23 protein-coding genes are annotated in these 24,997 nt (G+C 36.9%); 7 read left to right on the top strand and 16 right to left on the bottom strand.

Annotation, left to right across the window (positions count from 1 at the left end; all coding sequences use genetic code 11):
• Nucleotides 1–395 precede the first annotated feature (395 nt).
• The 5 genes from efp to helD form a co-directional block, all read right to left on the bottom strand.
• Nucleotides 396–968, bottom strand: a complete 573-nt coding sequence (gene efp, locus J3U71_RS02435) for an elongation factor P (protein WP_103752817.1) — start codon at nt 966–968, stop codon at nt 396–398.
• 184 nt (nt 969–1,152) lie between these two features.
• Nucleotides 1,153–2,124 carry an ornithine cyclodeaminase family protein gene (locus J3U71_RS02430; protein ID WP_267392542.1) on the bottom strand — a complete coding sequence of 324 codons (972 nt, stop codon included), beginning with the start codon at nt 2,122–2,124 and terminating at the stop codon, nt 1,153–1,155.
• A gap of 48 nt (nt 2,125–2,172) precedes the next feature.
• Complete coding sequence (gene coaA / locus J3U71_RS02425) at nt 2,173–3,087, bottom strand: type I pantothenate kinase (protein WP_267392543.1); 915 nt, start codon at nt 3,085–3,087, stop codon at nt 2,173–2,175.
• Between the two features lie 123 nt (nt 3,088–3,210).
• A complete protein-coding gene (locus tag J3U71_RS02420) occupies nt 3,211–3,657 on the bottom strand; it encodes a GNAT family N-acetyltransferase (RefSeq protein WP_267392544.1) in 447 nt (148 codons plus the stop codon).
• 12 nt (nt 3,658–3,669) lie between these two features.
• A complete protein-coding gene (gene helD / locus J3U71_RS02415) occupies nt 3,670–5,964 on the bottom strand; it encodes an RNA polymerase recycling motor HelD (protein ID WP_267392545.1) in 2,295 nt (764 codons plus the stop codon).
• 250 nt (nt 5,965–6,214) lie between these two features.
• Here helD and J3U71_RS02410 point away from each other — a divergent pair, with 250 nt between their 5' ends.
• The 3 genes from J3U71_RS02410 (at nt 6,215) to J3U71_RS02400 (ending at nt 8,413) form a co-directional block, all read left to right on the top strand.
• On the top strand, nt 6,215–6,850 hold the full coding sequence (locus tag J3U71_RS02410) for a matrixin family metalloprotease (RefSeq protein WP_220269018.1): 636 nt from the start codon (nt 6,215–6,217) through the stop codon (nt 6,848–6,850).
• Nucleotides 6,851–6,876: 26 nt separating this feature from the next.
• Nucleotides 6,877–7,521 (top strand): histidine phosphatase family protein, encoded by a 645-nt coding sequence (locus tag J3U71_RS02405; RefSeq protein ID WP_267392546.1) that lies wholly within the window; start codon nt 6,877–6,879, stop codon nt 7,519–7,521.
• 313 nt (nt 7,522–7,834) lie between these two features.
• Entirely contained in the window at nt 7,835–8,413 is a 579-nt protein-coding gene (locus tag J3U71_RS02400) for a matrixin family metalloprotease (protein WP_267392547.1), read from the top strand.
• Between the two features lie 120 nt (nt 8,414–8,533).
• Here J3U71_RS02400 and J3U71_RS02395 read toward each other — a convergent pair whose 3' ends face one another.
• The 6 genes from J3U71_RS02395 to J3U71_RS02370 form a co-directional block, all read right to left on the bottom strand.
• Nucleotides 8,534–9,733, bottom strand: coding sequence for an ABC transporter substrate-binding protein (locus J3U71_RS02395; RefSeq protein WP_416381416.1), 1,200 nt, complete (start codon nt 9,731–9,733; stop codon nt 8,534–8,536).
• Between the two features lie 361 nt (nt 9,734–10,094).
• The gene (locus J3U71_RS02390) at nt 10,095–10,805 is read right to left on the bottom strand and encodes an ABC transporter ATP-binding protein (RefSeq protein WP_164715403.1); all 711 of its coding nucleotides are present in this window, start codon (nt 10,803–10,805) and stop codon (nt 10,095–10,097) included.
• Nucleotides 10,806–11,588: an ABC transporter ATP-binding protein gene (locus tag J3U71_RS02385; protein ID WP_103752808.1), complete on the bottom strand. Its 783-nt coding sequence runs from the start codon at nt 11,586–11,588 to the stop codon at nt 10,806–10,808.
• Nucleotides 11,589–11,591: 3 nt separating this feature from the next.
• A complete protein-coding gene (locus J3U71_RS02380) occupies nt 11,592–12,548 on the bottom strand; it encodes a branched-chain amino acid ABC transporter permease (RefSeq protein WP_220220603.1) in 957 nt (318 codons plus the stop codon).
• An 8-nt stretch (nt 12,549–12,556) separates the two neighbouring features.
• A complete protein-coding gene (locus J3U71_RS02375; protein WP_103752806.1) occupies nt 12,557–13,435 on the bottom strand; it encodes a branched-chain amino acid ABC transporter permease in 879 nt (292 codons plus the stop codon).
• A gap of 47 nt (nt 13,436–13,482) precedes the next feature.
• A complete protein-coding gene (locus J3U71_RS02370; RefSeq protein ID WP_416381415.1) occupies nt 13,483–14,685 on the bottom strand; it encodes an ABC transporter substrate-binding protein in 1,203 nt (400 codons plus the stop codon).
• Between the two features lie 780 nt (nt 14,686–15,465).
• Between J3U71_RS02370 and J3U71_RS02365 the strand changes: the two genes are divergently transcribed.
• Nucleotides 15,466–15,780 (top strand): hypothetical protein, encoded by a 315-nt coding sequence (locus J3U71_RS02365; protein ID WP_267392550.1) that lies wholly within the window; start codon nt 15,466–15,468, stop codon nt 15,778–15,780.
• 142 nt (nt 15,781–15,922) lie between these two features.
• On the opposite strand, the gene J3U71_RS02360 is transcribed toward J3U71_RS02365, so the two are convergent.
• The 4 genes from J3U71_RS02360 to J3U71_RS02345 all read right to left on the bottom strand — a co-directional run bounded on the left by J3U71_RS02360 (nt 15,923) and on the right by J3U71_RS02345 (nt 19,783).
• Nucleotides 15,923–16,882, bottom strand: coding sequence for a polyprenyl synthetase family protein (locus tag J3U71_RS02360; RefSeq protein ID WP_267392551.1), 960 nt, complete (start codon nt 16,880–16,882; stop codon nt 15,923–15,925).
• A 1-nt stretch (nt 16,883) separates the two neighbouring features.
• Nucleotides 16,884–17,429 (bottom strand): Gx transporter family protein, encoded by a 546-nt coding sequence (locus J3U71_RS02355; RefSeq protein WP_267392552.1) that lies wholly within the window; start codon nt 17,427–17,429, stop codon nt 16,884–16,886.
• A gap of 15 nt (nt 17,430–17,444) precedes the next feature.
• A complete protein-coding gene (locus J3U71_RS02350; RefSeq protein ID WP_267392553.1) occupies nt 17,445–17,816 on the bottom strand; it encodes a NusG domain II-containing protein in 372 nt (123 codons plus the stop codon).
• A 71-nt stretch (nt 17,817–17,887) separates the two neighbouring features.
• A complete protein-coding gene (locus J3U71_RS02345; protein ID WP_267392554.1) occupies nt 17,888–19,783 on the bottom strand; it encodes an FAD-dependent oxidoreductase in 1,896 nt (631 codons plus the stop codon).
• Between the two features lie 242 nt (nt 19,784–20,025).
• Here J3U71_RS02345 and pplA point away from each other — a divergent pair, with 242 nt between their 5' ends.
• The 3 genes from pplA to J3U71_RS02330 all read left to right on the top strand — a co-directional run bounded on the left by pplA (nt 20,026) and on the right by J3U71_RS02330 (nt 23,136).
• Nucleotides 20,026–20,943, top strand: a complete 918-nt coding sequence (gene pplA / locus J3U71_RS02340; protein ID WP_267392555.1) for an extracellular electron transfer flavoprotein PplA — start codon at nt 20,026–20,028, stop codon at nt 20,941–20,943.
• 68 nt (nt 20,944–21,011) lie between these two features.
• Nucleotides 21,012–22,097: an FAD:protein FMN transferase gene (locus J3U71_RS02335; protein WP_267392556.1), complete on the top strand. Its 1,086-nt coding sequence runs from the start codon at nt 21,012–21,014 to the stop codon at nt 22,095–22,097.
• Nucleotides 22,098–22,122: 25 nt separating this feature from the next.
• Nucleotides 22,123–23,136 carry a UbiA family prenyltransferase gene (locus J3U71_RS02330; RefSeq protein ID WP_267392557.1) on the top strand — a complete coding sequence of 338 codons (1,014 nt, stop codon included), beginning with the start codon at nt 22,123–22,125 and terminating at the stop codon, nt 23,134–23,136.
• A 64-nt stretch (nt 23,137–23,200) separates the two neighbouring features.
• On the opposite strand, the gene J3U71_RS02325 is transcribed toward J3U71_RS02330, so the two are convergent.
• The gene (locus J3U71_RS02325) at nt 23,201–24,991 is read right to left on the bottom strand and encodes an FtsX-like permease family protein (protein ID WP_267392558.1); all 1,791 of its coding nucleotides are present in this window, start codon (nt 24,989–24,991) and stop codon (nt 23,201–23,203) included.
• Nucleotides 24,992–24,997: the final 6 nt, after the last annotated feature.

The raw sequence follows: 24,997 nt of genomic DNA, 5'->3' as shown, positions 1-24,997 counted from the left end.
ATAAAATTTTAATAATACTATTGCCAATATCTGATTTAATTACTTAAAACTGTTTTTAGCTATCTAAAAGGAAAACAAATTATGCAATCTAAAAATCATTTTATAAGAAGTGGTCATTTTGGATACTAATATTCATAGCAATCTTTATAGCTAACACTTTCGGCACCAGCTTATCTAATTACAGCCACGCAACCGAACCTCATTTGGCCAATAACCAAAAATTCATTAACTCGCAGTTTTCCAACATGTATCTAATCGATATCTTAACTTCTTGTTTGCAAGAAGAAGATTGTTTTAAAAACTCAATGACTACAACAAGAATTGCAGTTGATGATCGCTAAGTTGCATACAAAAAAGCCATGGTCAAAATTATGACCATGGCTTATTGTTTTAACTTATTTTCCGCTTTCTGCTCTTGACTTATAGGCACCTTCGGCTGTGTTAATTACCAGCTCTTCGCCTTCTTTAATGAAGTCGGGAACTTGAACCACTAAACCTGTTTCCATTGTGGCAGGCTTACCGGAACCAGTGACAGTTGCACCCTTAATTCCAGGCTCAGTATGAGCGACCTTCATTGTAACGGTTGAAGGCAGCTCAACACCAAGCAGCTTAGTACCATCCGCAAATTCAAGTTGAACTTCAATATTAGGCATTAAGTATAGCTTATCGTCACCAAGTTGCTCGCCTGAGACCTCATATTGCTCATAAGTTTCAGTATCCATGAAGGTGTAAACATCACCTTCATTGTAAAGAAACTGCGCATTTTTCTTTGTAATATCAACTAATTCGACTTTTTCAGTCGGACGCATTGTCTTATGAACCACTGCACCACTTTCAATATTGCGCAAGTCCATTTGCATAACGGTATTACCCTTTCCGGGCTTGTGGTGATTGGCCTTGAGTACCTTAATCATTTTGCCGTCTTGACTGAAAACCATACCTTTTTTTAAGTTAATTGCCTGTACCATTTTTGTCTCCTTTAAAACTCACTTTAATTATTATTCATCAAGAAAGTTGACGCCGGAGGCAAGGCAAATTTTTTTATTAATAATAAATAAATCGTATTCATAGTGTTTAGTATAACAAAGTTGCGCACATCTAGGTACCAAAAAATTAGCGTTTTTAGTGATTATAACAACTGCCTTAACTCACCTAATTGTTAGCTACTGCAGCTTTAGCATAAATTGCTTTGGCGGTCATCAGGTCTTGTGCCGCAATGCCAACTGTTTTAAAGAAGATAGTCTCTTCGTCATTTTCACGCCCAACTAGTTCACCACTAATTACCTTACCGATTTCACCTTGCAAATGACTTTCGTCAATCAATCCTTGCTGTAGTGGAATAATAATATCACCGGCTTCTGCTAGAACCGCTTTTTTCGCATCAAAACAGATTTTATCAGCATGTGCCACCAGCTCTGCTGGGGTTTCCTCCATTTGTGGTTGATACGAACCAACGCCGCAAATTGTTGCCCCTTTTTTAACATTGCTAAAATCATAAACGGGTTTATGCGATGGGGTAACTGAAATGATGATATCTGCATCCCGAACGGCCTCATTACCTGTTTTTACGGCTTTAATCTTAGTCTGATATTTGGCTAGCTTAGTTTGCATTTTGCTGGCAAATTCCTGTGCACGCTCAAAGTTAAGGTCACTCACCAAAACTTCAGCCAAATCGCGAACAAGTAGCATTGCCTCTAGTTGTGTCGCCGCTTGTGCGCCCGTACCAATTAGTGCACCCTTAGTACAATTTTTTCTTGCTAAATATTTAAGTGCAACACCTGAAGCCGCCCCAGTGCGTAATTGCGTCAGGTAATTACCATCAATAATGGCATTTACGACACCGGTATTTGCATCAATATTTAACACCTGCGCGTTGATTGAGGGTAGGCCATGCTCAATGTTATTCGGAAACATGTTCAAAATCTTCACGCAAGCAGCATCTTTTTCTTCACAAAAAGCCGGCATACATAAGAAAGTATCGCGCCCATTCTTTTTCACAATCTGTGTTCGCAAGGGAACGTCAACTTTGCCTGCTGAAAAGTATTTGAATGCTTCTGCTACTGCATCGATACACTCTTTAAGTGAATAACACTTTTCAATGTCCTTTTTTGTTAATACTAACATCGTTTTTCTCCCGCACGGCTTTCGCCATCTTTTTAACTAAACAGATTACTAAAATTGCCTTAAATAAATCTCATCAATTCGGTGACCTGTCGTTTTATGCAAAACTAGGCTAGCACGTTGTCTCGTTGGTGCAATATACTCCCGCAGGTTAATCAAGTTAACCATTTGCCAAGTATCCTGAGCCAGTTGTAAAGCATCTTCTCGTGGCCCGTTAGCCATCTCGTAATAAAAGTTAGTAGGATTATTCTTATTAAGTTCCAAGACACGTACAAACCGCTGCATAAACCACTTTTCAATTAAATCTTCGTCCGCATCAATATAAATTGAAAAATCAAAGAAATCACTCGTGACAATTTGCCCATTTGTCGGCAACTGTAAGGTGTTAATTCCTTCAATAATCAAAATATCTGGCCGTTGAACATGACCGTACTTGCCGGGAACAATATCGCTTAATTCCTGGGAATAAAGTGGGTACGCGATATTATCTTTACCACTAAGGACATCACGCAAAAAGTTCCTGAGCAAATTCATGTTGTAGCTTTCAGGAAAGCCTTTGCGATCAAATAAGCCACGTCTTTTTAGCTCATCATTGGGATAAATAAAACCATCAGTGGTCATCAAGTGGACCTTTAAATTAGCAAACGTTCTACTCAATAAAACCTGCAACAAACGGGCTGTCGTCGACTTGCCGACCGCAACCGAACCGGAAATTCCAATGATAAAAGGGGCTGCCGTCACTTTTTGTCGTAAAAACTCGCTTTGTTTTTGCTGCAGCCGACACTTTTCCTGGTAAACCAAATAGAGGTAATTGATTAAACTGCCATAAATTTCTTGGACATCAGTAAGATTAATAACATCCCCTAATGACTTAATATTAGCCAACTCTTCTTTAGTAATTTTAACCGCAGCCTCAGATGAAAATGAGGCCCATTCATCACGATTAAAACGCAAATAATTCTTCATCAGTAATAGTTCCTTAATCTTTTTTATTCATTATAAAATAAATTTCTGCCTTGCACCAAAAACTGCCAGAGCAGGCATTTTCTAACTAAAAAACTCGCGTACATTAACGCGAGTTTGTAATTTTTATAAATCATAAGCCATCATTACATGCTCGATGCCAGCTTCAGTAAAAACATCTCCCTGAACCTGGTAGCCAAGGTAATCATAAAATGGTTTGGCTTGCATCTGTGCATGGCAATATAACCGCTTCGCCCCAAGTTTTTGCAAATATTCATGAACTTGCGCCATCATCTTAGTTCCAAGATTTTGACCACGCGCAGCTTTTGCAACCGCGACCCGGCCAAGCATCCATTTACCATTATTCACAAATAACCGGCAAACAGCTAAAGCATTGGTCTGATTTTCATTAAGCAGGAAGACTTGAATTGCGGTTAGATCTTGGTCATCAAGCTCTGGGTCAGTTATCTTTTGTTCCGTCACAAAAGTATCAATTCTGAGTCGGGCAACGCAATAGACCTCTCGCCCTGTCATTTCAGCAATCTTTTTAAAAGTAAACTTCTCATTTTCCATTTTGCGTGCCACCTATTTTTCAATAAAAGTCTGCGGGTCAACATCAAGCAGCGGACTTCTTTGACCAACATAGACAACATCTAGTTTATACATTGCCCGAGAAGTAATCGTATAGACCAATTGGGTTTCATCAGTTCGATGATAATTTTCGCGGGAAGCTCCCCACATAATAACGGCATCAAACTCAAGCCCTTTAGCAAGATATGACGGAATGATCAGTGTTCCCTCGACCAAGCGCTGGTTGGCAGTTGCAATCAGGGTAGCCTTAACGCCAGCTTGTTTTAGCTTGTCAGCAACAAATTTTGCTTGTTCAAGGTCTTTGGTAATAACGGCGGTGGTCAATTGCTCCTGATCATTATCTGCCAAAATCTTTTGGAGTAGTGCAATTGCCTGTTGATCATTCTCCCGGCCCCAGAGCACTGGTTTTGGCCCCTGCCGATTGAAAGACTCAATTTTTTCACCTTGACGTAAAATCTGCTTAGTGAAATCAGTAAGCTGCTTGGTTGAGCGGTAAGACTTTGTCAGCTGAACAACATCAGTTTTTTCAGGATCAAACAAGCCACTGATTTGTTTTAGTAGACTCTTACTTTCGTCTTTAGTAAAAATCGCTTGGTTCAAATCACCGAGCATTGTAAACTTCGCTCTGGGGAAGTTGTATTTAAGGTAGCAAAGCTGAAATGGTGTATAGTCCTGAATTTCATCAATAAAGGCATAGCGCATTTCATAATCGACGTGCCGTCCCGTAATCAGGTCATAAAGGTAAAGGTAGGCTGAAACATCGTTCATATGCATGTAATGCTTTTTAAAGCTTTCCTTGACCTTATTAACGTGATCACGCCAGTCGTTTTCCGTAATTTTCCATTTAGCCAAATCCGTCATTTTTGGCACTGCACGTAAGAAACTCAGGTACTGTGCCCGCATGTTGATAAAGTTGTTGCGTCGAATTTGCTGGAACACCTTATCCAAAGCCTTCACAACAATTTTGCGGCTCAAGAATTTCTCTTCTTTTTCTTCAGATTCAAACTCTTGATCCGGGCGGTCATACAACTGGTTAAGCTGTTCTTGGCTCAAACTTTGAATTGCATCTGACACCCATGCCTTCTTGCTTTCAGAACTTATTTTACGGTTCAACATCTTGATTAAATCTTCACGCGTTGCATCAATCCGGTTATTCAAGTTGTAATTGGAATTAAATGAATAATAGATTTCACCAATTTTTTCTTTAGTAAAAAATGGCCGCTTCTTATCGCGAAAGTAAATGTTTTTAAAAACCATGCCCCGACGATTGAGGTGTTTAGCATAGCGCGTTAAGAGGGCAAAGAAATTAGTTGAATCTTTAAAACGACTAATCGCAGAATCAGCAGCCGCATCTTCGAATTGGTCAAAGAGGTTTTCAACGCTCATTCCTGGTAAACGGCGGGCAACAAACTGCCAATAAGTCATTTGGACCATATTTTGTTCACCCATTTCTGGCAGAACATTTTTGATATAGTCATTAAATAATTGATTCGGACTAAACATAATGACGTTGCTACTAGTCAAGTTGCCCCGATAGCGATAAAGTAGAAAGGCGATTCGCTGCAAGATAGCGGAAGTCTTTCCCGATCCGGCTGCTCCTTGAACAAATAACAAGTCAGCGTCAGTATTTCTAATAATCTTATTTTGCTCACGTTGAATGGTAGTTACGATTGTCTTCATCTGCGTACTGGATTTTTCACCCAGCACTTCTAAAAGCATTTGATCACCAATTGACTCATTAGTGTCAAACATGTTAACAATTTGACCATCATCAATCATGAATTGCCGCTTTTTGGTCATTTCAACCGTAATCTCACCTTCTGGTGAATGGTATGAAACATCTCCCAATTTCCCATCATAGTAAATAGAGGAAATCGGTGCCCGCCAATCATAAATCAAAAAGTGATTATTTTTATCAGCAAATGAACCTAAGCCAATATAAATAGTCTCAGTTTTTTGCCCATTCTCTTTAAAATCTACCCGAGCAAAATAGGGCTTTTTTTCAAGCTTTTGAATCGTACTCAGTTGTCTAGCGGCATGCTGCCATGCATTCTCTCGTTCATCGAGCAATTGCTGCTGTTGATGAATGGATAATGCGGTTTCCATTGAAGTCGAGTAGCCATCATAATCCAATTTCACATCGTCAAAAAAATGCGAATTAATGTCTTTGGCTTCGCCTTCTGCCGACTTAATTGACGAGGATAACTCCGTCTTTTTTGCTCGAACCATCTTTAAGATTTGGTCAAGATGTTTTTGTTCAAATTTCTTATCATCTGTCGCGTTTAGCATAACGTCACCTATACGTTTTTAAAAAATACTAGCTTTTTAACATAACGTTATTTTTAGTTTTTTTAAAAAGCTGTCTATTATTTTACCATGATATCGATTTCGGCGATATCTAAAGAGCTTATTTTTTTAAAAAATTGTTATTAGAATATTATTCGTGAAATTATAGAAAATTACGTATATAATAGGTTAAAGAAACGAAAAATAATTATGTATATATTTCCCCAAAATAAAGTAACGGAGCTTGTAAACAATGAAAAATATTCAACACTTTTTAAATAAACTTGTTTTAGCTTTATTCACTGTTATTGCTGTCAACGGATCCTTCGAACTGCTTAATAATAGTATTTCCCTAAATAATTCATGTCAAATTGTTTATGCCAAGAAGACCAAAAAGGTTAAGCTTGCTAAGAAAACTAAAAAAGTTAAAGCTTCTACCGAATGGAGATGGCAAAAACCCGAAGCCACAGTTTACCTAGATTTAGATGGCAATAAAAATTTACTTTCTGCATCAGACGAAGCAATCAAGGCTTGGAATAATACCGGAGCTTTTACTTTTGTAAAAACTGATAACAAGAAAAATGCTGATATTGTAGTCGAACAAATCTACAATCCTAACAGTGACTATGCTGGTTACACCACTTTTCATTACTATTTAAAAAATGACATATTATTCTCGGCTGACACCAAATTAAACACCTACTACCTTGATAATTTCTCCTCATACAACTATAGTTATCAACGGGTAGTCAATACTGTTGAACATGAATTAGGACATGCAATTGGTCTAAAACATAATACTAATCAATCCGTCATGTATCCTACTGGTTCAATTTACCCAATTCAAAGTCTAGATATTCAAAATGTCAAGAAACTATATAAAAAGTAAAAATAGAAAATATGGGTAATTATTAAATGAAGAGAATATATATTGTTCGTCATGGTCAAACCTACATCAACCGTTACAATAAGATGCAAGGTTGGTGTGATACTCCTTTAACTGAAACAGGAACTAAGGGTGCTGATGAAGCAGGTGAAACACTAAAAGACACACCTTTTGATATTGCCTTATCTAGCGATTTGAAGCGTGCTAGTGATACTTGCGACATCATTATTAATCACAACGTTAATCGCAATGAAATACAGCACATTGCTACCCCATTTTTTCGTGAGCATTTTTATGGCTATTTTGAAGGCATGGACACCGATATGGCTTGGCAAATGATTGGTGGGCCTCATGGTTACAAAAATCACTATGATTTATTTAAGAATGAACCCATTGATAAAATTAAAGACTGGATTAAGGAAGCTGATCCATTTCATGATGCTGAAAATGCCCAAGAATATTGGGATAGGGTCGGACAAGGATTTAACTTAATCAGCCAACTTGATGGTGCTGAGAACATCTTGCTTGTAACTCACGGATTTACCATTCGTAGCATTGCCGCTAAATTCAGTGATGTTGACATCAGTGAAGGGCCTCGTAATTCTTCAATCACAATTATGAATATGACTAAACAATCTAAAAAAATTGTTTCGTATAATAAAATGAAACTCTAAGTTGTTTGAAGCTCTGATCATTTTAAGTTTCATTTACTAGTGGCAATCAATATTACTTTACAGCCTCATTTACCATATAATGGAAAATGAGGTTATTTTTTATTAAGCAACAGCTTTTTTATTTTATATTGATACCAAAAACACTTTTATTCTAATTAAATAGATTTCAAAGATGCTTTCTAGCTTATATATTTCAGGTTGCAACCCAAAATATATGTTTTTCATTTTAGCATTTTGAGACTATAATGTATATTATTTGCTTTACAGCTAGAATTGTTGCAATTAATATTTAAAAAAGATAGAAAGTCAAAAAATGAATAGGACATATCATTTTATAAATAAATTTATTAGTACAATATTGGTTTCAGCAGCTATCGGAAGCTGCTTTACTTTTAACAATCCTGTGATACCGACCCAAAATGCTGCGGCTAAAGCAACCACTTACCGGCGTTGGGATAAAGCTAAGACAACTGTTTACTTACAACTAGGTAAAAACAAAGATTTAATTGCCGCTTCAAACGACGCAATTAAGGCATGGAACAAAACCAAGGCGTTTACGTTTGTTAAGACCAAGAAGCCTAATAAGGCTAAGATTGTCATTATGCCTTGGTACAATACCACCACCGACTTTGCCGGGTATACTTCATGGCATTACAAGCTTAAGAATAAGCGAATGCATGATGCCACCATCCTGTTAAATCAATTTTACTTGCAAAACCATTCAAAAATCATTTTGACTCATGAAGACATTGTCAAAGTGGTTGAACATGAATTGGGTCACGCTATTGGCCTTAGTCATTATAAAAAAGCGCCATCAGTTATGGATCCTGAGTGCAAATATACCATTCAGCCACTTGATATTAAAAAAGTTAAAAAAATCTACCGTAAATAAGCTGGCAGTAAAACATTTTATAGCCAACGTAAAATGCTCTTAAGGACTTAGATTGAATATCTAGTTTGTCCTTAAGAGCATTTTTTACTACTTACCAGCTAACTTTACTAAGTAACTCAATTATTCAATTTTAAATGAATTGCTTACCTGTCCATTAGTCAGTTCTTCTGTCGCAATTGGCTTTTCCGGGTTGTGCTTTTGGTCAACCGTTATTTTGCCAGCAACTCCGGTAAAGTCTTTAATGTTGGCTAAGTTGGTTGCAATCTTAGCTGAATCATCCGATTTACCTGTTTCAATTGCTTCTTTAATCATATAAACCGCATCATAAGCAAGAGCTGAAAAAGTCGGTGCTTGTTCGTGATAACGCGCCTTATAAGCCTTCATAAACTTAGCAGCAACTGGATCCTTGGCAGCTGCCCGAACAGAAAATGGTGTCGTGTAGTAGATTTTAGTTGCATTTTTATTACCAGCAATTTGGGCTAATTTAGGATCGGCCATGCCATCACTACCAACGATTGGAACTTTAATCCCCATTTGCCGCGCTTGCTTGATGATTAAACCAGCTTCTGTGTAATATCCAGGAACATATATTGCATCAACTTTTTTGGATTTAAATGAAGTTAAAATGGCATTGAAGTCTTTGTCACCTGCTGAAAATGTTTGACTATCAACAATTTTGCCTTGATATGCCTTTTTAAAGGCCTTGGCTAAACCAGTGCCATAATCACTTGAATTATCAGCTAAAATTGCAACTCTCTTTGCCTTTAACTGATTAAAGACAAATTTAGCTGCGCTGCCACCCTGGAAGTTATTTTGATAGCAGGCACGAAAGACGTATGGTTGAACCTTGCCATCTTTTTGTAAGGTAAATTTGGGATCCGTGGCTGATGGACTAACACTAGGAACGGCTGCCTTAGTTATATTAGGTATCTGAGCAGTTCCGGCATTAGTCGTAGCTGGACCAACAATGGCCGCTACTTTATCCTTTGTTGTCAATTGCGCCGCTACTGAAGCCGAAGTGGCAATAGCCGTTTTATTATCACGAATTATTAGTTTAATTTTCTTTTTATGACCATTAACGTCGATTCCACCCGCTTTGTTTATTTCACTGGCAGCAAGTTGAATACCCTGTTTTTCTGCTTCGCCATAACCGGAGGCTGCGCCTGACAGTTCCATGTTGACTCCAATTTTTACTACCGCATAATCTTGCTTTGTTCCTGCATTACTGCTATTCTTCGCAACACTACATCCTGACATCATTATCACGGCAGCTGAGGCAGTCATTACTCCCAGCATTTTTTTAGTAAATTTATTCATTATTTTCTCCTTTAAACTACTAGTGGCAATAAAAAAGCCTCGTTCATTTAATGAACGAGGCTCATTGTTACTAAATAGTTAAGCCCCATTCATTAAGACGCAAACAAGGGCTTAACCATCAATAAATTACTAAAAGCAATTCATTTCGTTAAGTCCTTCGCGACAACAACAAGGCTGCTAAATTCTGAGTATAAGTCATTTTAATAGCAATCGAATTATGATCATTAGTTTCCATTGAAATTTCCTCCTCAGAATTTAGTTTGATGTTTAAAATTATAGCGATTGGCTTTAAGAAAGTCAATCTAAAATGGTAATTAAATTAAAATAAAATGATGCATATTAATGCAAAATTATTTTAACCTAGCTAACCACCAAAATATACTTTCTGAACTTCAGGGTTGGCTAGCAATTCATGGCCTGAACCTGTTAACTGAACCTGGCCTGTTGCTAAAACATAACCCCGATTAGCAATTGACAACGCTTGTTTGGCATTTTGCTCAATCAAAAGAATCGTGGTTCCTTTTTCATTTAACTCTTTAATAATCGTGAAAATTTGCTGGATAAACAGAGGTGACAGACCCATTGACGGTTCATCAAGCAGCAATAATTTGGGTTTAGCCATCAGTGCACGGCCAATAGCCAACATTTGTTGCTCCCCACCAGATAAAGTTGCCGCATCCTGATTCTTGCGTTTAGCAAGAATTGGAAACCGGTCAAACACTTCTTGATAGCTCTTGGCGGCTTCACTACTATTTTTTTGTAAAAAAGCCCCCATTTGCAGGTTTTCCATTACCGTTAAGCCTGAAAAAATATGCCGTCCTTCCGGAACCTGCGAAATCCCATCTAGCACAATTTGCGGTGCTTTTTGATGCACAATGTCTTTACCCTGGTAGATAATTTGTCCCTCTTTAGGTTTGAGCAGACCAGAAATCGTCTTTACGATAGTTGATTTTCCAGCACCATTAGCGCCGATAAGGGTGACGATTTCACCCTCATTGATTTCAAAGCTGACCCCTTTTACCGCTTGAATGACCCCGTAATTAACGGAAAGATCACTTACTTTTAGCATTGCCATCTAGTCTTCACCTTCTCCTAAGTATGCTTCGATTACCTTCGGATTTGACCTAATTTCTTCTGGAGTACCAGTGGCAAGCATTTGACCTTGATCAAGGACGTAAATCCGCTCCGCTAAATTCATGACTAAGGACATATCATGCTCAATCAACAAGACGGTAATTTGAAATTCTTGTTGAATGTGCTTAATCAAATTAGTTAAATCTGCTGTTTCCTCTGGGTTCATCCCTGCGGCCGGCTCATCCAAAAAGAGAATTTGGGGCTCTGTTGCAAGTGCCCGAACAATCTCGAGTCGGCGCTGCGTTCCATATGGTAAATTTTTGGCCAAAGTCTGCTTGTTGGCGGTCAAGTCAAAAATGTCTAAAAGTTTTTCAGCCGCAACCCGCATTTCTTTTTCTGTGCGATAAAAACTAGGCAAACGGAAAACCGTCGTTAAAAAGCCCTCTTTGTACTCATTGGTCATGGCCGTTAATACATTATCCATAACCGTCAGATTTTTAAATAACCGAATATTTTGGAAAGTTCGCGATAGTCCCAAATCAGCTATCTGAACAGCGCTTTTTCGCGTTAAGTCATAGTTTTGCTGGTCAACGTGCAAATCAATCTTACCGCTTGTTACCTGAACCATACCGGTCAGCAAGTTAAACAAGGTGGTTTTGCCTGCGCCATTGGGACCAATTAAAGCAACTAATTCATGCTTGTCTAAGTGAAGGGAGACGTCATTAACGGCTGTCAGTCCGCCAAATTTGCGCACCACATGCTCAACTTGCAATAAATGTTCCATTCTTTAGCCCCTCTCTTTTTTACCAAAACGACGCGTTAAGTTCTTCAGGGAGAATTCCCAGTTACCCAGCAGTCCTGATGGTTTGAAAATCATAATCAGAATCAGTGCAATTGCGTATATCACCATCCGCAACGAGCCAAAGTTCTGCAAAACCGTATCAAGTATGCCTAATACGGTAGCTGCCACAAAGGTTCCGGTCATACTGCCAACACCACCTAAAACAACGATTACCAGAATTGAGATAGATTCCATAATGCCATAATTAGAAGGTGAAATCGTCTGGACGTATGAGGCCTGTAAACTACCGGCAATTGCGGCAGTTGCCCCGCCTAAAACGAAGGCAGCTAATTTCCACTTAGTTGTATTAATGCCCATTGCTTCAGCAGCAATTTCATCTTCACGAACAGCCTTAATCGCTCTACCATCACGTGAGCGAATGAAATTCATCAAAACAATGGTCGTCAAGCAGACCAAGATATAAACAGTTGGCCACGAACAAAACTGCGGAATATTAAACATCCCAGCGGAACCGCCCGTAATTTTCAAATTATTAATAATGTTTCTGATAATTTCGGCAGCACCTAAAGTGGCAATTGCCAAATAATCACCTTTTAGTCTGATAAAGGTTGCGGTACCAATGACGGCAGCAATAATAATCGCTAGCGCCATTCCGATCAGTACAGAAGCAATAAAGCCTAATTCACTATTGATATGCTGCGTAATGATTGCGGTCGTATACGCACCAATTGCCATAAAGCCAGCATGACCTAGCGAAAATTGGCCACTGAATCCGATAATTAAGTTTAATCCCGAGGCCAAAATAATGTTAATTCCAATCGTAACTAACATATTTTCGATGAAGTCGTCAATGACACCTACCATAATCAGCGTATTGATTAGATAAAAGCCGGCAACCATGATTGCAAGCCACGACAAAATATATTTCCAATTTGCTTTCATTTTGCCACCTAAACCTTTTCCTTAGTATTTTTGCCAAAAATACCTGCTGGTAAAAAGAGCAAAATAACAATTAACACAAAGTAAACCACGGCATCCTTGTACGCAGAAAGACCAATTGATTGGAAAAATGTTTCCAATATACCAATTAGGAAACCACCAAGAGATGCTCCAGGTACTGAGCCAATTCCACCTAAAACAGCTGCTACGAATGCTTTAATTCCTGGCGTCATCCCCATTAATGGGTCAATTTGGTTATAGTACATCCCAATCAGGACACCGGCTGCACCTGCAAGCGCTGAGCCCAAGGCAAAAGTAAATGAAATAGTGTGGTTAACATTAACGCCAACTAATTCCGCTGCATCGGGGTCAACCGAAACGGCACGCATTGCGCGCCCCATCTTAGTTTTTTTAATGATAACTTGTAATAAAAGCATTAAAACTAAAGCCGTTGCCAAGATTAAGACCTGGACATTGGAAATGATCACGCCGCCGATATTGTAATTAACTTGTTCCATGACCTGGGGAAAGCTGCGGGCATTTGAACCAACCAGGTAGGACATGCCGTTTTCGAGTAAAAATGACACGCCAATTGCGGTAATCAAAACAGCTATCCGCGGTGATTTACGTAGTGGTCGATATGCGAAATATTCGATCACAACACCCGCAATCGCACCAACAATCATTGCTGAAAGCAAGGCAGTAATAAAGTTAAAATGCCACAGACTAATTGCATAGTATGCAAAAAATGCACCGAGCATGTAAATATCGCCATGAGCAAAGTTGATCAATTTAATAATGCCGTAAACCATGCTGTAGCCTAAAGCCAGCAAGGCATAAATTGAACCTAGCGACAAAGCATTAATGATTTGCTGTAAAACTATTTGCAAATTTAATCGCTCCTTTAATTTAGTAAATCTGCTGACAAAAAGCCAACCTACTCAATCTTGAATGAATTATTAATTTTGCCATTGGTAATCTCTTCAATAACTATTGATTTGTCTGGGTTATGGTATTTGTCGATTGTCATTTTGCCCGTAACTCCCTTAAAGTCCTTGAGCTTAGCTAACCCTGCTGTAATCTTAGTAGAATCATCAGATTTCTCGTCTTCGATTGCTTGTTTAACCATGTAAACAGAGTCATACGCTAGTGCTGAGAATGCAGGCGCATCTGCATGATAGCGGTCTTTAAAAGCTTTTAAAAATTTGGAAGCAACCGGATCTTGAGCAGCAACGCGAGTTGAAAATGGTGTGGTGTAGAAAATCTTAGTTGCATTTTTGGCACCAGCAATCTGAACCAGTTTTGAGTCACACATCCCGTCACCACCAACAATTGGTACCTTAATGCCCATTTGACGAGCTTGCTTGATGATTAAGCCAATTTCCGTATAGTAGCCAGGAACATAAATTACGTCAGCATTTTTAGCTTTAAACGAAGTCAGAACTGCATTGAAGTCCTTATCTCCGGCCGAGTAAGTCTGATTATCAACAATCTTGCCTTTAAAGGTCTTCTTAAACGCCTTAGCCAAGCCTGTACCGTAGTCACTAGAATTGTCAGCATAAATCGCTACACGCTTTGCCTTCAGCTTGTCCATGACAAATTTGGCTGCACTCTCACCTTGAATATTGTTTTGGAAACATGCCCGGAATACGTATTGCTGTACTTTACCATCTTTTTGCAAAGTGAATTTTGGATCAGTTGCAGATGCGCTGACAAAAGGTACGGCAGCCTTGGTAATGTTTGGAATTTGTGCTGTTCCCGCATTAGTCGTAGCAGGTCCCACCACTGCGGCAACTTTATCCTTAGTTGTCAACTGCGCTGCTACAGAAGCTGAAGTAGCAATTGACGATTTATTATCGCGCATGATTAACTTGATCTTTTTCTTATGACCATTGACGTTAATTCCACCTGCTTTATTAATTTCACTGACGGCTAACTGGATTCCCTGCTTTTCGGCGTTACCGTAACCTGCAACGGTTCCGGAAAGCTCCATATTGACCCCAATTTTAACCGTATCCTTATCTTGCTTGGTTCCAGCGCTACTGCCACCGTTTTTGGCAACTGAACATCCCGCTAGCATCAATACTGCCGTGCCCGCTGTCAGGACACCCAATACCTTTTTAGTAAACCTTTTCATCATCTTCTCCTTTTATCCCATGCCTACAAAAAGCCTCATTCAAGTTAATGAATGAGGCTTCAGGCTAATTGTTAGTTAAGCCTCATTCATCAAGACGTAAACAAGGGCTTAACTTATGTGAATTACCATTAGTAATTCTCGTTTGCTAAGTCCTTCTCGACAACAAGGCAATAATAATTTCTTGAGCGTCAGCTATTTTAATGCACAATTGCTTGTTAGTTTGTCCGTTGTTCATTAAAATATCCTCCTCAAAATTTAATTTAATACTTAGAATTATAGGTACACGCTTTTTGTATGTCAAGAACTATATGAAATTAAATTTAAATTTTTTAAACTTTTTTAGTAATAAAGATTATTTTTTATTAATAAGGAAAAAGCAAATACATAGTCAACAATTACCATTGTTCCCGGCACATTTAAAACATATTTGGAAATTAGCTGATTATACTTTTTCAGTTCAAAATGTACATCAGCTTCTCCAAATAAAGACTGATTAGCTTAAGCACATTAGCAATCGTTTAGCACAACATTAGCTGTCAGATTGATAGATGAATTGAAAATTCTTGTTTTTAGTCTGTAATTTTTCAATGTTTAATAACTTTTGGCTGTTACCCACAAAATACCCAAGTTAATAATTCTTTGACATCAAAAAATTATCAAAAAATCATCTATAAAACCAAAAAGATGAAGTTTATTAATCTCCTAGATTCTGCCAAGATATGAAATAATCATGTGATACTTTTAACTTTATGTTAAAATAAAAGAAATAATAAGGAGGCCAAAATGTTTGCAACAATTTTTTATTGGATCATAATTGCTGTTACTGGTTTGTGGGGAATATGGTCAGCTGTCTGGTCAATCATTTATATAGTTAAGCACGAAAATGGAAACTTATGGATTTTTGCGATTATTAATGCTTTAATTTTAGGTTTGCTAGGTTTAGCCAATCTGATTTATAGCACAGAAGGGAACCAATGGTATTGGTTTGCTTCTTCTAGGGCAGATATTAGTTTTTTGGTTTACATACTTTGGGCTTATTGCGTTCTTGTCATATTTCAGTTTCTTTGTGGCTTTACACGTAAGCCTAATAAAGCCTAATAATTAACCTATTTTGCTTATTTATTATTAAGATGGGTATTTTCTTACTAAAAAAGTTGATCTTGATAGATCAACTTTTTTAGTTTCAAATAATATTTCATCATCGCTAATTTTGAACAAGTAAAGTACTAGCTACTTTAAATTAGTATTTTCTCATTTGCATTTCTTGTATTAATGGAACTATTTCGGAAAAACCCGTATACCCAGAAAAATACTTTTTTAGGATATGTAATGCTTGCACGGTAAATTTATTTGCTAGATTCTGTGCATAGTTAATACCACCTAAATCACTAACCAGTTTATCAATTTGCCTTAACTGAGTTAATGAAAGTTTCTTTCCTATTTTGACTAAGTCCTTAAGTTCACCAGTCTCATCTTTTTTTAATGCAAAAATTAAAGGACCTGTATAAACACCATTTAAGACATCCATTAACACTGGTTTTTTTAGTTCTGTCTCTGTCGATGTATAGTCTAAGATATCATCACGTAACTGAAAAGCTTGACCAAACAGGAGCCCTACTTTCTGCGCTTTTCTAGCTAATGATCTACTTAGACCACCTTCAAGCGCACCAATATAGCAAGCATATCCAAAAAGACTGGCAGTTTTGCCACGGATTTGCTCAAGATATTCTTGTTCCGTAATTGTAATATTATACTCATTACCATACTGCATAGTTTCGCCCGCTAAAATTTCCTGCATAGTACTTCCATTAATCCGTAAATCAGTTATCCTAGAAGTGTTTTCACTAAGTAGTTGTAAAGAAAGAGCAAATAAGTAGTCTCCAGAATATAAAGCAATAGTTTTGCCAAATTTAGCCTGAACAGACTCTCTTCCCCGTCTTGTGGCAGAATTATCAATAATATCATCATGAATCAAGGTAGCATTATGAAGTATTTCCACAGAGCTCGCTATATTATATATTTTTTGTTCATTTTGATTATTTCCCATTTCTCCAAAAAGGAGCACAAAACTGGGACGTAATTGTTTTCCGGACATAGAAAAAGCATACTCAAGGGCTTCACCTAATTTTCCTTTTGGTAAAGCTACATTTTGATGAATTATTTTTTGCACTTGAATTAATTGTTTATCTAACCTCGTCATTTTAATTTCCCTTGTCAATAACGTTCTTAATAAAGCTGAATGCACCAACGTAATGTAAAAGGAAATTACTAATTAGGCCAACTAATAACCCCGATAGAATTCCGAATATCGTTAGCAGAGGCAAATATAAAAAAATAAATTTACTTTGAGCAAGTATTACTGCAATTAATAATTGACCAAAATTGTGGCTCACGCCGCCGATAACCGACACACCAATTAAACTAATAAACTTTGATGTTAATGGTATAAAAAGCTTCATCAAAATTAAACTTAGAAATGAACCAGCTGCCGCATATAAAAATGTTCCAGTTCCACCAGTCATTAATGCTGTTAAAACAATCCTGAGGAATGTTAATAAAAAGCAATACCTAAAAGGCAAAATCATCAAAGAAATAAGGGTAATGATATTTGTTAATCCCAACCTCGCTCCCGGAGCAAAGAAAAAGGGTGACGGTAACATCTGTTCAACAATACTAAGAATAATCCCCTGAGAACATAAAATTCCTGTAAAAACATAATTGTATAAATGGTTACTTGTCTTAGTCATAGTGCACGCAAAACTTTATTCATTATTTTCATTCTCAACCTTTAATTCAACTAAAAACTTGTGAGGTAAACAAACTATTGTGTCTCCAATCTTACTTTTCCAACCGTCTTTAACGCATATTTGATCTTTACAGTTTGCATCAATCATTCGAATTTTATGATTTTTTACCTTAACCACATTAAGTTTATTGCCATGCTGATATTTCCACACTATATCATGGTTCAAAGATAGCTTTTTGACCTGCTTATTATCAACTTTAATTACAGCAATAATATTATTGCTTTCTCTCATTGGCGATAATAAAAAGTAAAAGGGAATGATGCTAATAACTAGTAAAATTAAAATAATTATTAAATCGCCCAGTTTTACCCGTCTGCTTTTTTTCATAGATAAACACCATTGATATATAAACTAAAAAAGTCTTATAGATTTACTATAGGACCTTTTGGAAAATTCCGTTAATTCTTTATCCCATTTTTATCAATGTGATAAATTGGTTTTAAGATACCATAACGCCATTTAGTAAGTTTCTTTTCCAGCCAAGGCACAAACCACATATCTAAGCCAAAGGATCTGCCTGAACCATTCATAACTGCCAATGCAGCAAAGATCATCCATACATTTACCCAGTAGTTCATTCCTGATAAACAAAAAATAGCTACAAAGACTGCACTCATACCTCCAGCTAACCAAGTACAAAATCCTAAAATTAGCATGATTCCTAAAGCAATCTCAAGGCACGTCATAGTTTTCTGAGCTACCAATGCCGCTTCTTTATTAGGAATCATAACTTTAGTCATTGCTTGAACCCAACTTGGCATTTTATCAAAAACCGCCATTGGCGAATGACCATAATCATAGTTCAAAGAAAATATCGCCGGTGCTGCGGCAGTTGCAGCTTTTCCAGTAGCAGCTGTAGTTGCTGCAGCTTTTTGCGAAGCGCCGCTGGTAGCAGCCTGTATCAACCATGGGAACTGTAGTTGCAATTTATTAGTGAACCATGAACCACTGCCTTGAACTTTATACCAACAGTCTATTATCCACATCATGCCAAGGTATATTCTTAGTGGCACTGTCCACAAGACATTCCCATAGCGATTAAGGTTGCCACGCCACAATGTGGGGCGCTTAATTCTGAACCATTCATCCATTACATAATGAAAAAGATAATGTCCTGAATAAATTGCTATAAAGTAAATCATGTCAACAATGTCCTTCATCAAAATGGCAAAGAATCCACTTAAATGAAACGTGTTAACTAAAGAAGCTACACCCCAAGCCGGCCCCAAAGATACCATAAAACCTGAGTATGTACCCTTAAATTTAACGGGCTCACCACCATTAATTTGATTGTAAATATTTCTTAGCGCACACTTCCCCGCAGATTCAGCTCCTTGGACTACTTGTGGTTCACCACGTCCACTATCGTCTGCATCATATAACGCAACATCACCAATAACATATATATGAGAATCAGTAGGAATTTGTGAATATTCATTAACGATTATTCGACCGGCTTTCCCAGTTTGAAAACCAAAATCTTTAGCCGTATCAACTGCTTTAACGCCAGCAGTCCAAATCAAGGTTCTCGTTGGAAATGTAGAGCCATCCTTAAGATCAACATAATTTTTATGAACTCCGACTACACCAGTGTTAGTTTTAATTTCAACTCCCTGTTTTAAGAGATACTGTGCTGCCTTATCAGCATCTGGTCGATCAAGCATATTCATGACCGTTGGCGCCATTTCCATCATCGTGATTTTAATGTCATTCTTTTGCAAATTATATTTTTTAGCTAATTCTCCACGCCATGAATTCAATTCACCAGCCATTTCTGTTCCTGTAAACCCAGTACCAACAACAACGAAGTTTAGGTACTGTGCTTTCTTTTCGGGATCACGTTCCCTAGATCCCATATGTACCATCAAATCAATATGATCACGTAATCTCTCAGCATCGTCTAGATTACCTAAAGTAAAGCCATATTCCTTGACACCAGTTGTCCCAAAGTCGTTTGGCTGGGAACCAATAGCTAACACAACATAATCATATGGGTAAACATTATTATCACCTATAACTTTTTTGGCAGACTGATCAATCTTTGTAACATTATCAGTTACAACATCAACATTTTTCCTGCGGGAAAATAAACGCTGTAAGTCATATTTAAGACTTTTTGCTTCTACTCGATTAGCCGCTACTTCATGTAGCGAAGTCATCATCGTCATATAAGGATTTTTATCAATCAGTGTAATTTTAACATCTTGCCGTTTTTTCATTTTCTTTGCAAGATGCTTAGTCGTATAGAGACCGCCGAAGCCCCCTCCAATCACAACAACATTTATTTCAGCCACTTTAAGCACCCTTTCAAAAGTAATAACTGTACATATTTCTAATTATACTAGACTTTATATATTGGGTAAAGTGCTAAATTTCACAAATATATTTTTTAATTGGTGTAATACGCTTTCTTTATTGTTACTCTGAATATTTTTAAAACTTTAAATTGCTATTGCATTAACTAAGTTCCTATTTTATAATTTTAATAAGTGAAGTAATACACAAATACGTTCATCTTATTAGCAAGGAGAAATTTATGAAAAAAAACAAGATTATTTACAGTGCAACTATGTTATCTTTATCTGCTTTATTATTAGGTGCCTGCTCAACAACAGCTAGCAATGATTCTTCCAAGAATTCGAAACCAAAAGAAAGTAAAGTTACTCAGAAAAAAGCCATCAAACAAGTTGCTGGAGGCAAGTTAAAAGATGGTGACTATAAACTGGTAGAAGACAATTTCTCCAATGGCTATCGATTAAAAATGGCAATGACGGTTAAAAATGGTAAAGTAATTGATACTAGTTATGATTACTTTAATAAAGATGGTAAATCGAAGGCAAAGGACGATAAATATGAAGAGCAAATGAAGAAATATTCTAAGGAAAAGATAGGTCCTAAAGAATATATTCCTGAGTTACGGAAATCATTCGCTAAAAATGGTGCTAATTCAAGTGCCATTCAGGTAGTATCAGGGGCAACCGGTTCCAGTATGACTTTAAAGAACTATGTTAACCAGTTAACTCAAGCCGCACAAAAAGGTAAAACAGGTACTATTCATATTAATAATGATAAAAAAATGAAAGATGGTACTTACAAGCTAGAAGAACAGAATTACAGTCATGATTACCGTCAAGTATTTGCAATGGTAATTAAAAAGGGTAAAATCAGCAGTTTTAAATATGATCAAATTAACAAAAAGGGTATTTCTAAAACCAAAAATTCTTCATACGAAAAACAAATGAAGAAAATTAATAATATTGGCCCTAAAGAGTATATTCCAAAATTACAAGAAGAGTTCTTAAAGTCTAAGGGTAATACTGAAAAAGTACAGGTAGTTTCAGGAGCAACTGAATCTTCCAATTCCTTTATTGCCTACGTCAGTCAGTTAATTAATGCAGCACAAAAAGGTGACACTAAGACTATAAAAGTAGATAATATTGTTTATCAGGAATAGAAATTTTAATTATTAATTAGAAAAAAGAGTGACATTATAGCCGCTCCTTTTTTGTTAAGGGATTTAAGATGAAAAAGCAAGTTTTGAAAGTACTATTAGTAATAGAACTACTAATAGCAGGAACTAGTTTGGCAGCATGCTCAACTCAAAGTAAAAATACCAAGGCTGTGAAAACCGAGATCACAACTCAGCCAATTTCTGATACTAAATTTTTAATGGGTACCGTTTGCACAATTAAAATATATAACAAGCATAAACATCAAGCATTACAGGCCGGTTTCGATCGCATTGAAACTTTAGCAAAAGAAACTACTGTTAATCAAAAGGGTAGTGAAATAGATAAAATCAATCAAAATGCTGGAATTAAGTCGACTAAGGTAACACCAACTATTTATAGGATGTGCAAGGATGCGTACTACTACAGTAAAATATCCGCAGGTACATTTGATTTTACCATTGGCCCTATTACTAGTTTGTGGCGAATTGGTTTTCCTGATGCTCATAAACCTAAAGAAAGCACAATTAAAAAGAAATTACCCTTAGTAAATTATCATAACGTCGTATTTAATGATCAAAAACGAACTGTTTTTCTAAAAAAGCGAGGTATGAAGCTAGATCTTGGCGGAATGGCTAAAGGTTTTATTTCTGATGAGGTAATGAAAGTATTAAAAAAAGAAGGAGTAACTAGTGCCATCATCGACCTAGGTGGCAATGTTTATGTGTTAGGAAAATCACCAACTAATGGAAATAACTGGTCAGTTGGAATTCAGGATCCTAAAGCTGCACGCGGAGCAGCAATTGGATCCCTTCCTGAACAAAATGCTACAGCCGTAACTTCAGGAATTTACGAACGCTATCTTAAAGTTGGTAATAAGGTTTATAGTCATTTGATGAATCCTAAAACTGGCTACCCTTGTCAAAACAACTTATTGAGCGTAACAATTATCGCCAAACGTTCAAAAACTGGAGATGGATTATCCACTGCTGTTTTTAATCGAGGATTAAAGAAAGGATACAAATATATTGAAAAAAAGTCAGGTATAGAAGCAATTTTTATAACGAAAAAGAAAAATGTTTATATTACACCAGGTCTTAAAAATAAATTTAAGCTGTTTTCAAATAATGGTTACCACTTAGCTAATTTGAAACCATAAAATAGTTTGTGAAAGGAAATAAATTATGGAGGCTAAAAAACAATATAAACGCTTTACTATAACTGATTTTTTTGAATTAGTCAGACTTAACACCAAATTGAATAGCTTAATGCCCTACTTATTAGGTGTATTGTTTGCGTACTTTTATTTTCATACTTTTAATTGGGAAAACTCGTTGATTTACTTGATTGCTCAAGGAGCAATTGCACTTTTTGTTACAGGTTTTAATAACGTTCAAGACTACCGCCTTGCTAAAAGTAAGAGCTATCAAAAAGAGCATAATTTAATTGGTAAGCGTAACTTATCTCCCACAACTTCTTTAATATTAATGCTTATGTTGCTTTTTATTGCTGGAATTTTGGGCATTTGGCTAACAATTCGAACGGATCTTTTTATTATATTAGTTGGAGTACCTGGCCTTTTCGTTGCTGTTTTCTATACCTACGGTCCTGTACCTTTCTCTCGAATTCCTTTAGGAGAAATTTTAGCTGGCTTGTTTGAAGGTCTGGGCATAATGTTTTTAGCTGTTTACATTAATTCACCATTTTCACAACTGGCTAGTTTGACTTTAAATTGGCCTATATTTTCATTTTCTGGTAATTTAGCTAATTTATTAATGGTCTTTTGGATAGCTTTACCTCAGGCTTTTTTTAATGCCGCTACAATGCTAGCTGATAATACTTGCGACTTGAAGCAGGATTTAGCTAATGGTCGCTATACTTTACCTTCATATATAGGTATTCCAAGGTCTTTAAAGTTATTTAGTTTTTTAACTTTATTTCCTTATGTAATCGTTTTGATTAGTGTAATTTTTAAACTTTTACCTATTTGGCAACTTTTAGTATTTATCACCTTTCCTCGACTATATAAAAACGTTCAGACCTTTAGAAAAAAGCAAACTAAGGATATGACATTTTGGGTAGATAAAGATAATATTAGGCACAAAGTCCTGACTACCTTTGATTTGGCCCCACAAAATTTATTTTGGTTTCAACTAATGCAAATCTTAGGGTTAGTAATTGGAATTTTATTTTCATAAAATCTTTTAAATGGACTTAAAAGCTACGCTTCAAACAGCGTAGCTTTTTATATTTCACATATTACTAATTATCCAATACGATTTTTTTATAAAGTTTGACAGTTAAAACGTAATAGAACAAATAAAAAATAATAAAAATTGTAAACGGGATCCAAATGCCGCGGTATGGATACGGGAGAAGTCCTCTAAACAGCTTAAGCCCAAAGAGAACATCAATTATGCCCAAAATGCCTGGCAGTGCGAACAATACACCAATTTCCACCATAATTGAGTGCCGGAGCAATTTGATTCTTACCCCCATTTTGGCCAGCATTTGGTAGCGCAAGCGATCATTGTAAGCGCCGCTGAGCACCTTAAACATTAAGGTTGAAGCAAGCATGGTTAAGAAGGCTAGTCCGAGAAAGAAACCCATGAATTCAAAGCCGCTGACATAGCCGACTATCATTTGATAGGCATTAGCTTTACTAGTATTGATTACATTTGCAGCAGCCGCGTTTTCTTTTACTTCCATGCGTTCTATTTTTAAAATGCGCGGGTAGTCGTGAACGAAGTCTTTCGTCCTAATCAAGGTAATTGCTTTCGGCTTCTGCTTCAATTGTCGGTACTTTTCTTTTGTTACCAGTTGCACTACCTTACCGGTATTGGGAAAGAAATTGCTAAGAATTGGCGCAAGACTATCCTTAGACACGGTTACAACGCGCATTTTTATCATGCCGGTTGAAGTGCTTGAGTCAACTAATTCTTTATTTTTAAGTGGTTTATTGGCCAGTTCGGCACTTTGGAAATAGGCTTTTTGGCGATCCTCTTTATAATGGTATGTCTGCTGGCTTTTTAATGTCAGCTTTGCCAGTTCTTTTTTGACAGGCTTGGAATCGCTACAAATACTTGCATCATAGTAATATCCTTGGGCAACTGTCTCTTTAAGAGAATTAAAATTAAGGCCAACTGTGATTGCACCTAATGCCAAGGCAAAAAGAAGTGAAATCATGGTTAAAATGCGAGTATAGCTATGCAAGCGAAACTTCAGCTGCCCCAAGGTAAACATGCGAATACCACGGTAGGAAATTTTTTTATTCTTTAAAAGTAAGTTAATAATTGACGTGAAGACCGCATTGAAAACAAAGAAGGAACCAACAACAATTGTTATCAGAGCTGTGGGAATAATCTTGAAGATATTATTGGGGTTCAGGGTCATCACATAATAACCGCAGGCAAGCAGGCCAATTCCGGCTATTCCCTCAACTAGCAGTAATAGTGGATGCCGCTTCAACTTAACGGGTGTTTGATCTTCGTGCAACAGGCTGATTACTTGGGTTTTTGTTAACTTGCGCGCATTAAAAAGCGCACCGAAGAAAAAGATAACAATAAAGAAAAGAATCGTGCCTAAAATAGCCCGAGGTAAAATTACCTGAAAGTGGTTAATTGCTAGACCCAACTTGCTGACTAGCAGCCGAGAAACAAGTGCGGTTAAGCCTAAGCCTAAAATAATCCCCACAATTACCGCGATTAGCCCCGTCAGTAAAGTTTCGCAGAAAATTAGAAGACCGATCCGCATGCTTTTTGCCCCGAGCATCATATACATCCCATAATCGTGTTTACGCATGCTTAACAAGAAGGTATTGGCATAGAGCAAGTAAAAGAATGTAATAATCATCAACAATACGATGCCGAAAGTAAAAATATAGTTGACGTAATTCGGGTGGTTAACCGGAAGATTCTTGGCAAGAAAAGCGGGGTTAATGGCAATTGTCAAGAACATGTAAAAGATCATGCTGGCAACAATTAAGCCTGAAAAAAGCACGACATAATCTTTCATCCTGTTTTTGATTCCGGTTAACGATAATTTCCAAATCATAATTTT

It is taken from the genome of Lactobacillus sp. B4015 (assembly GCF_026536055.1).
In the GTDB taxonomy this organism is placed as follows: Bacteria; Bacillota; Bacilli; order Lactobacillales; family Lactobacillaceae; genus Lactobacillus; species Lactobacillus panisapium.
This window is presented reverse-complemented; position numbering and strand designations above follow the sequence as displayed.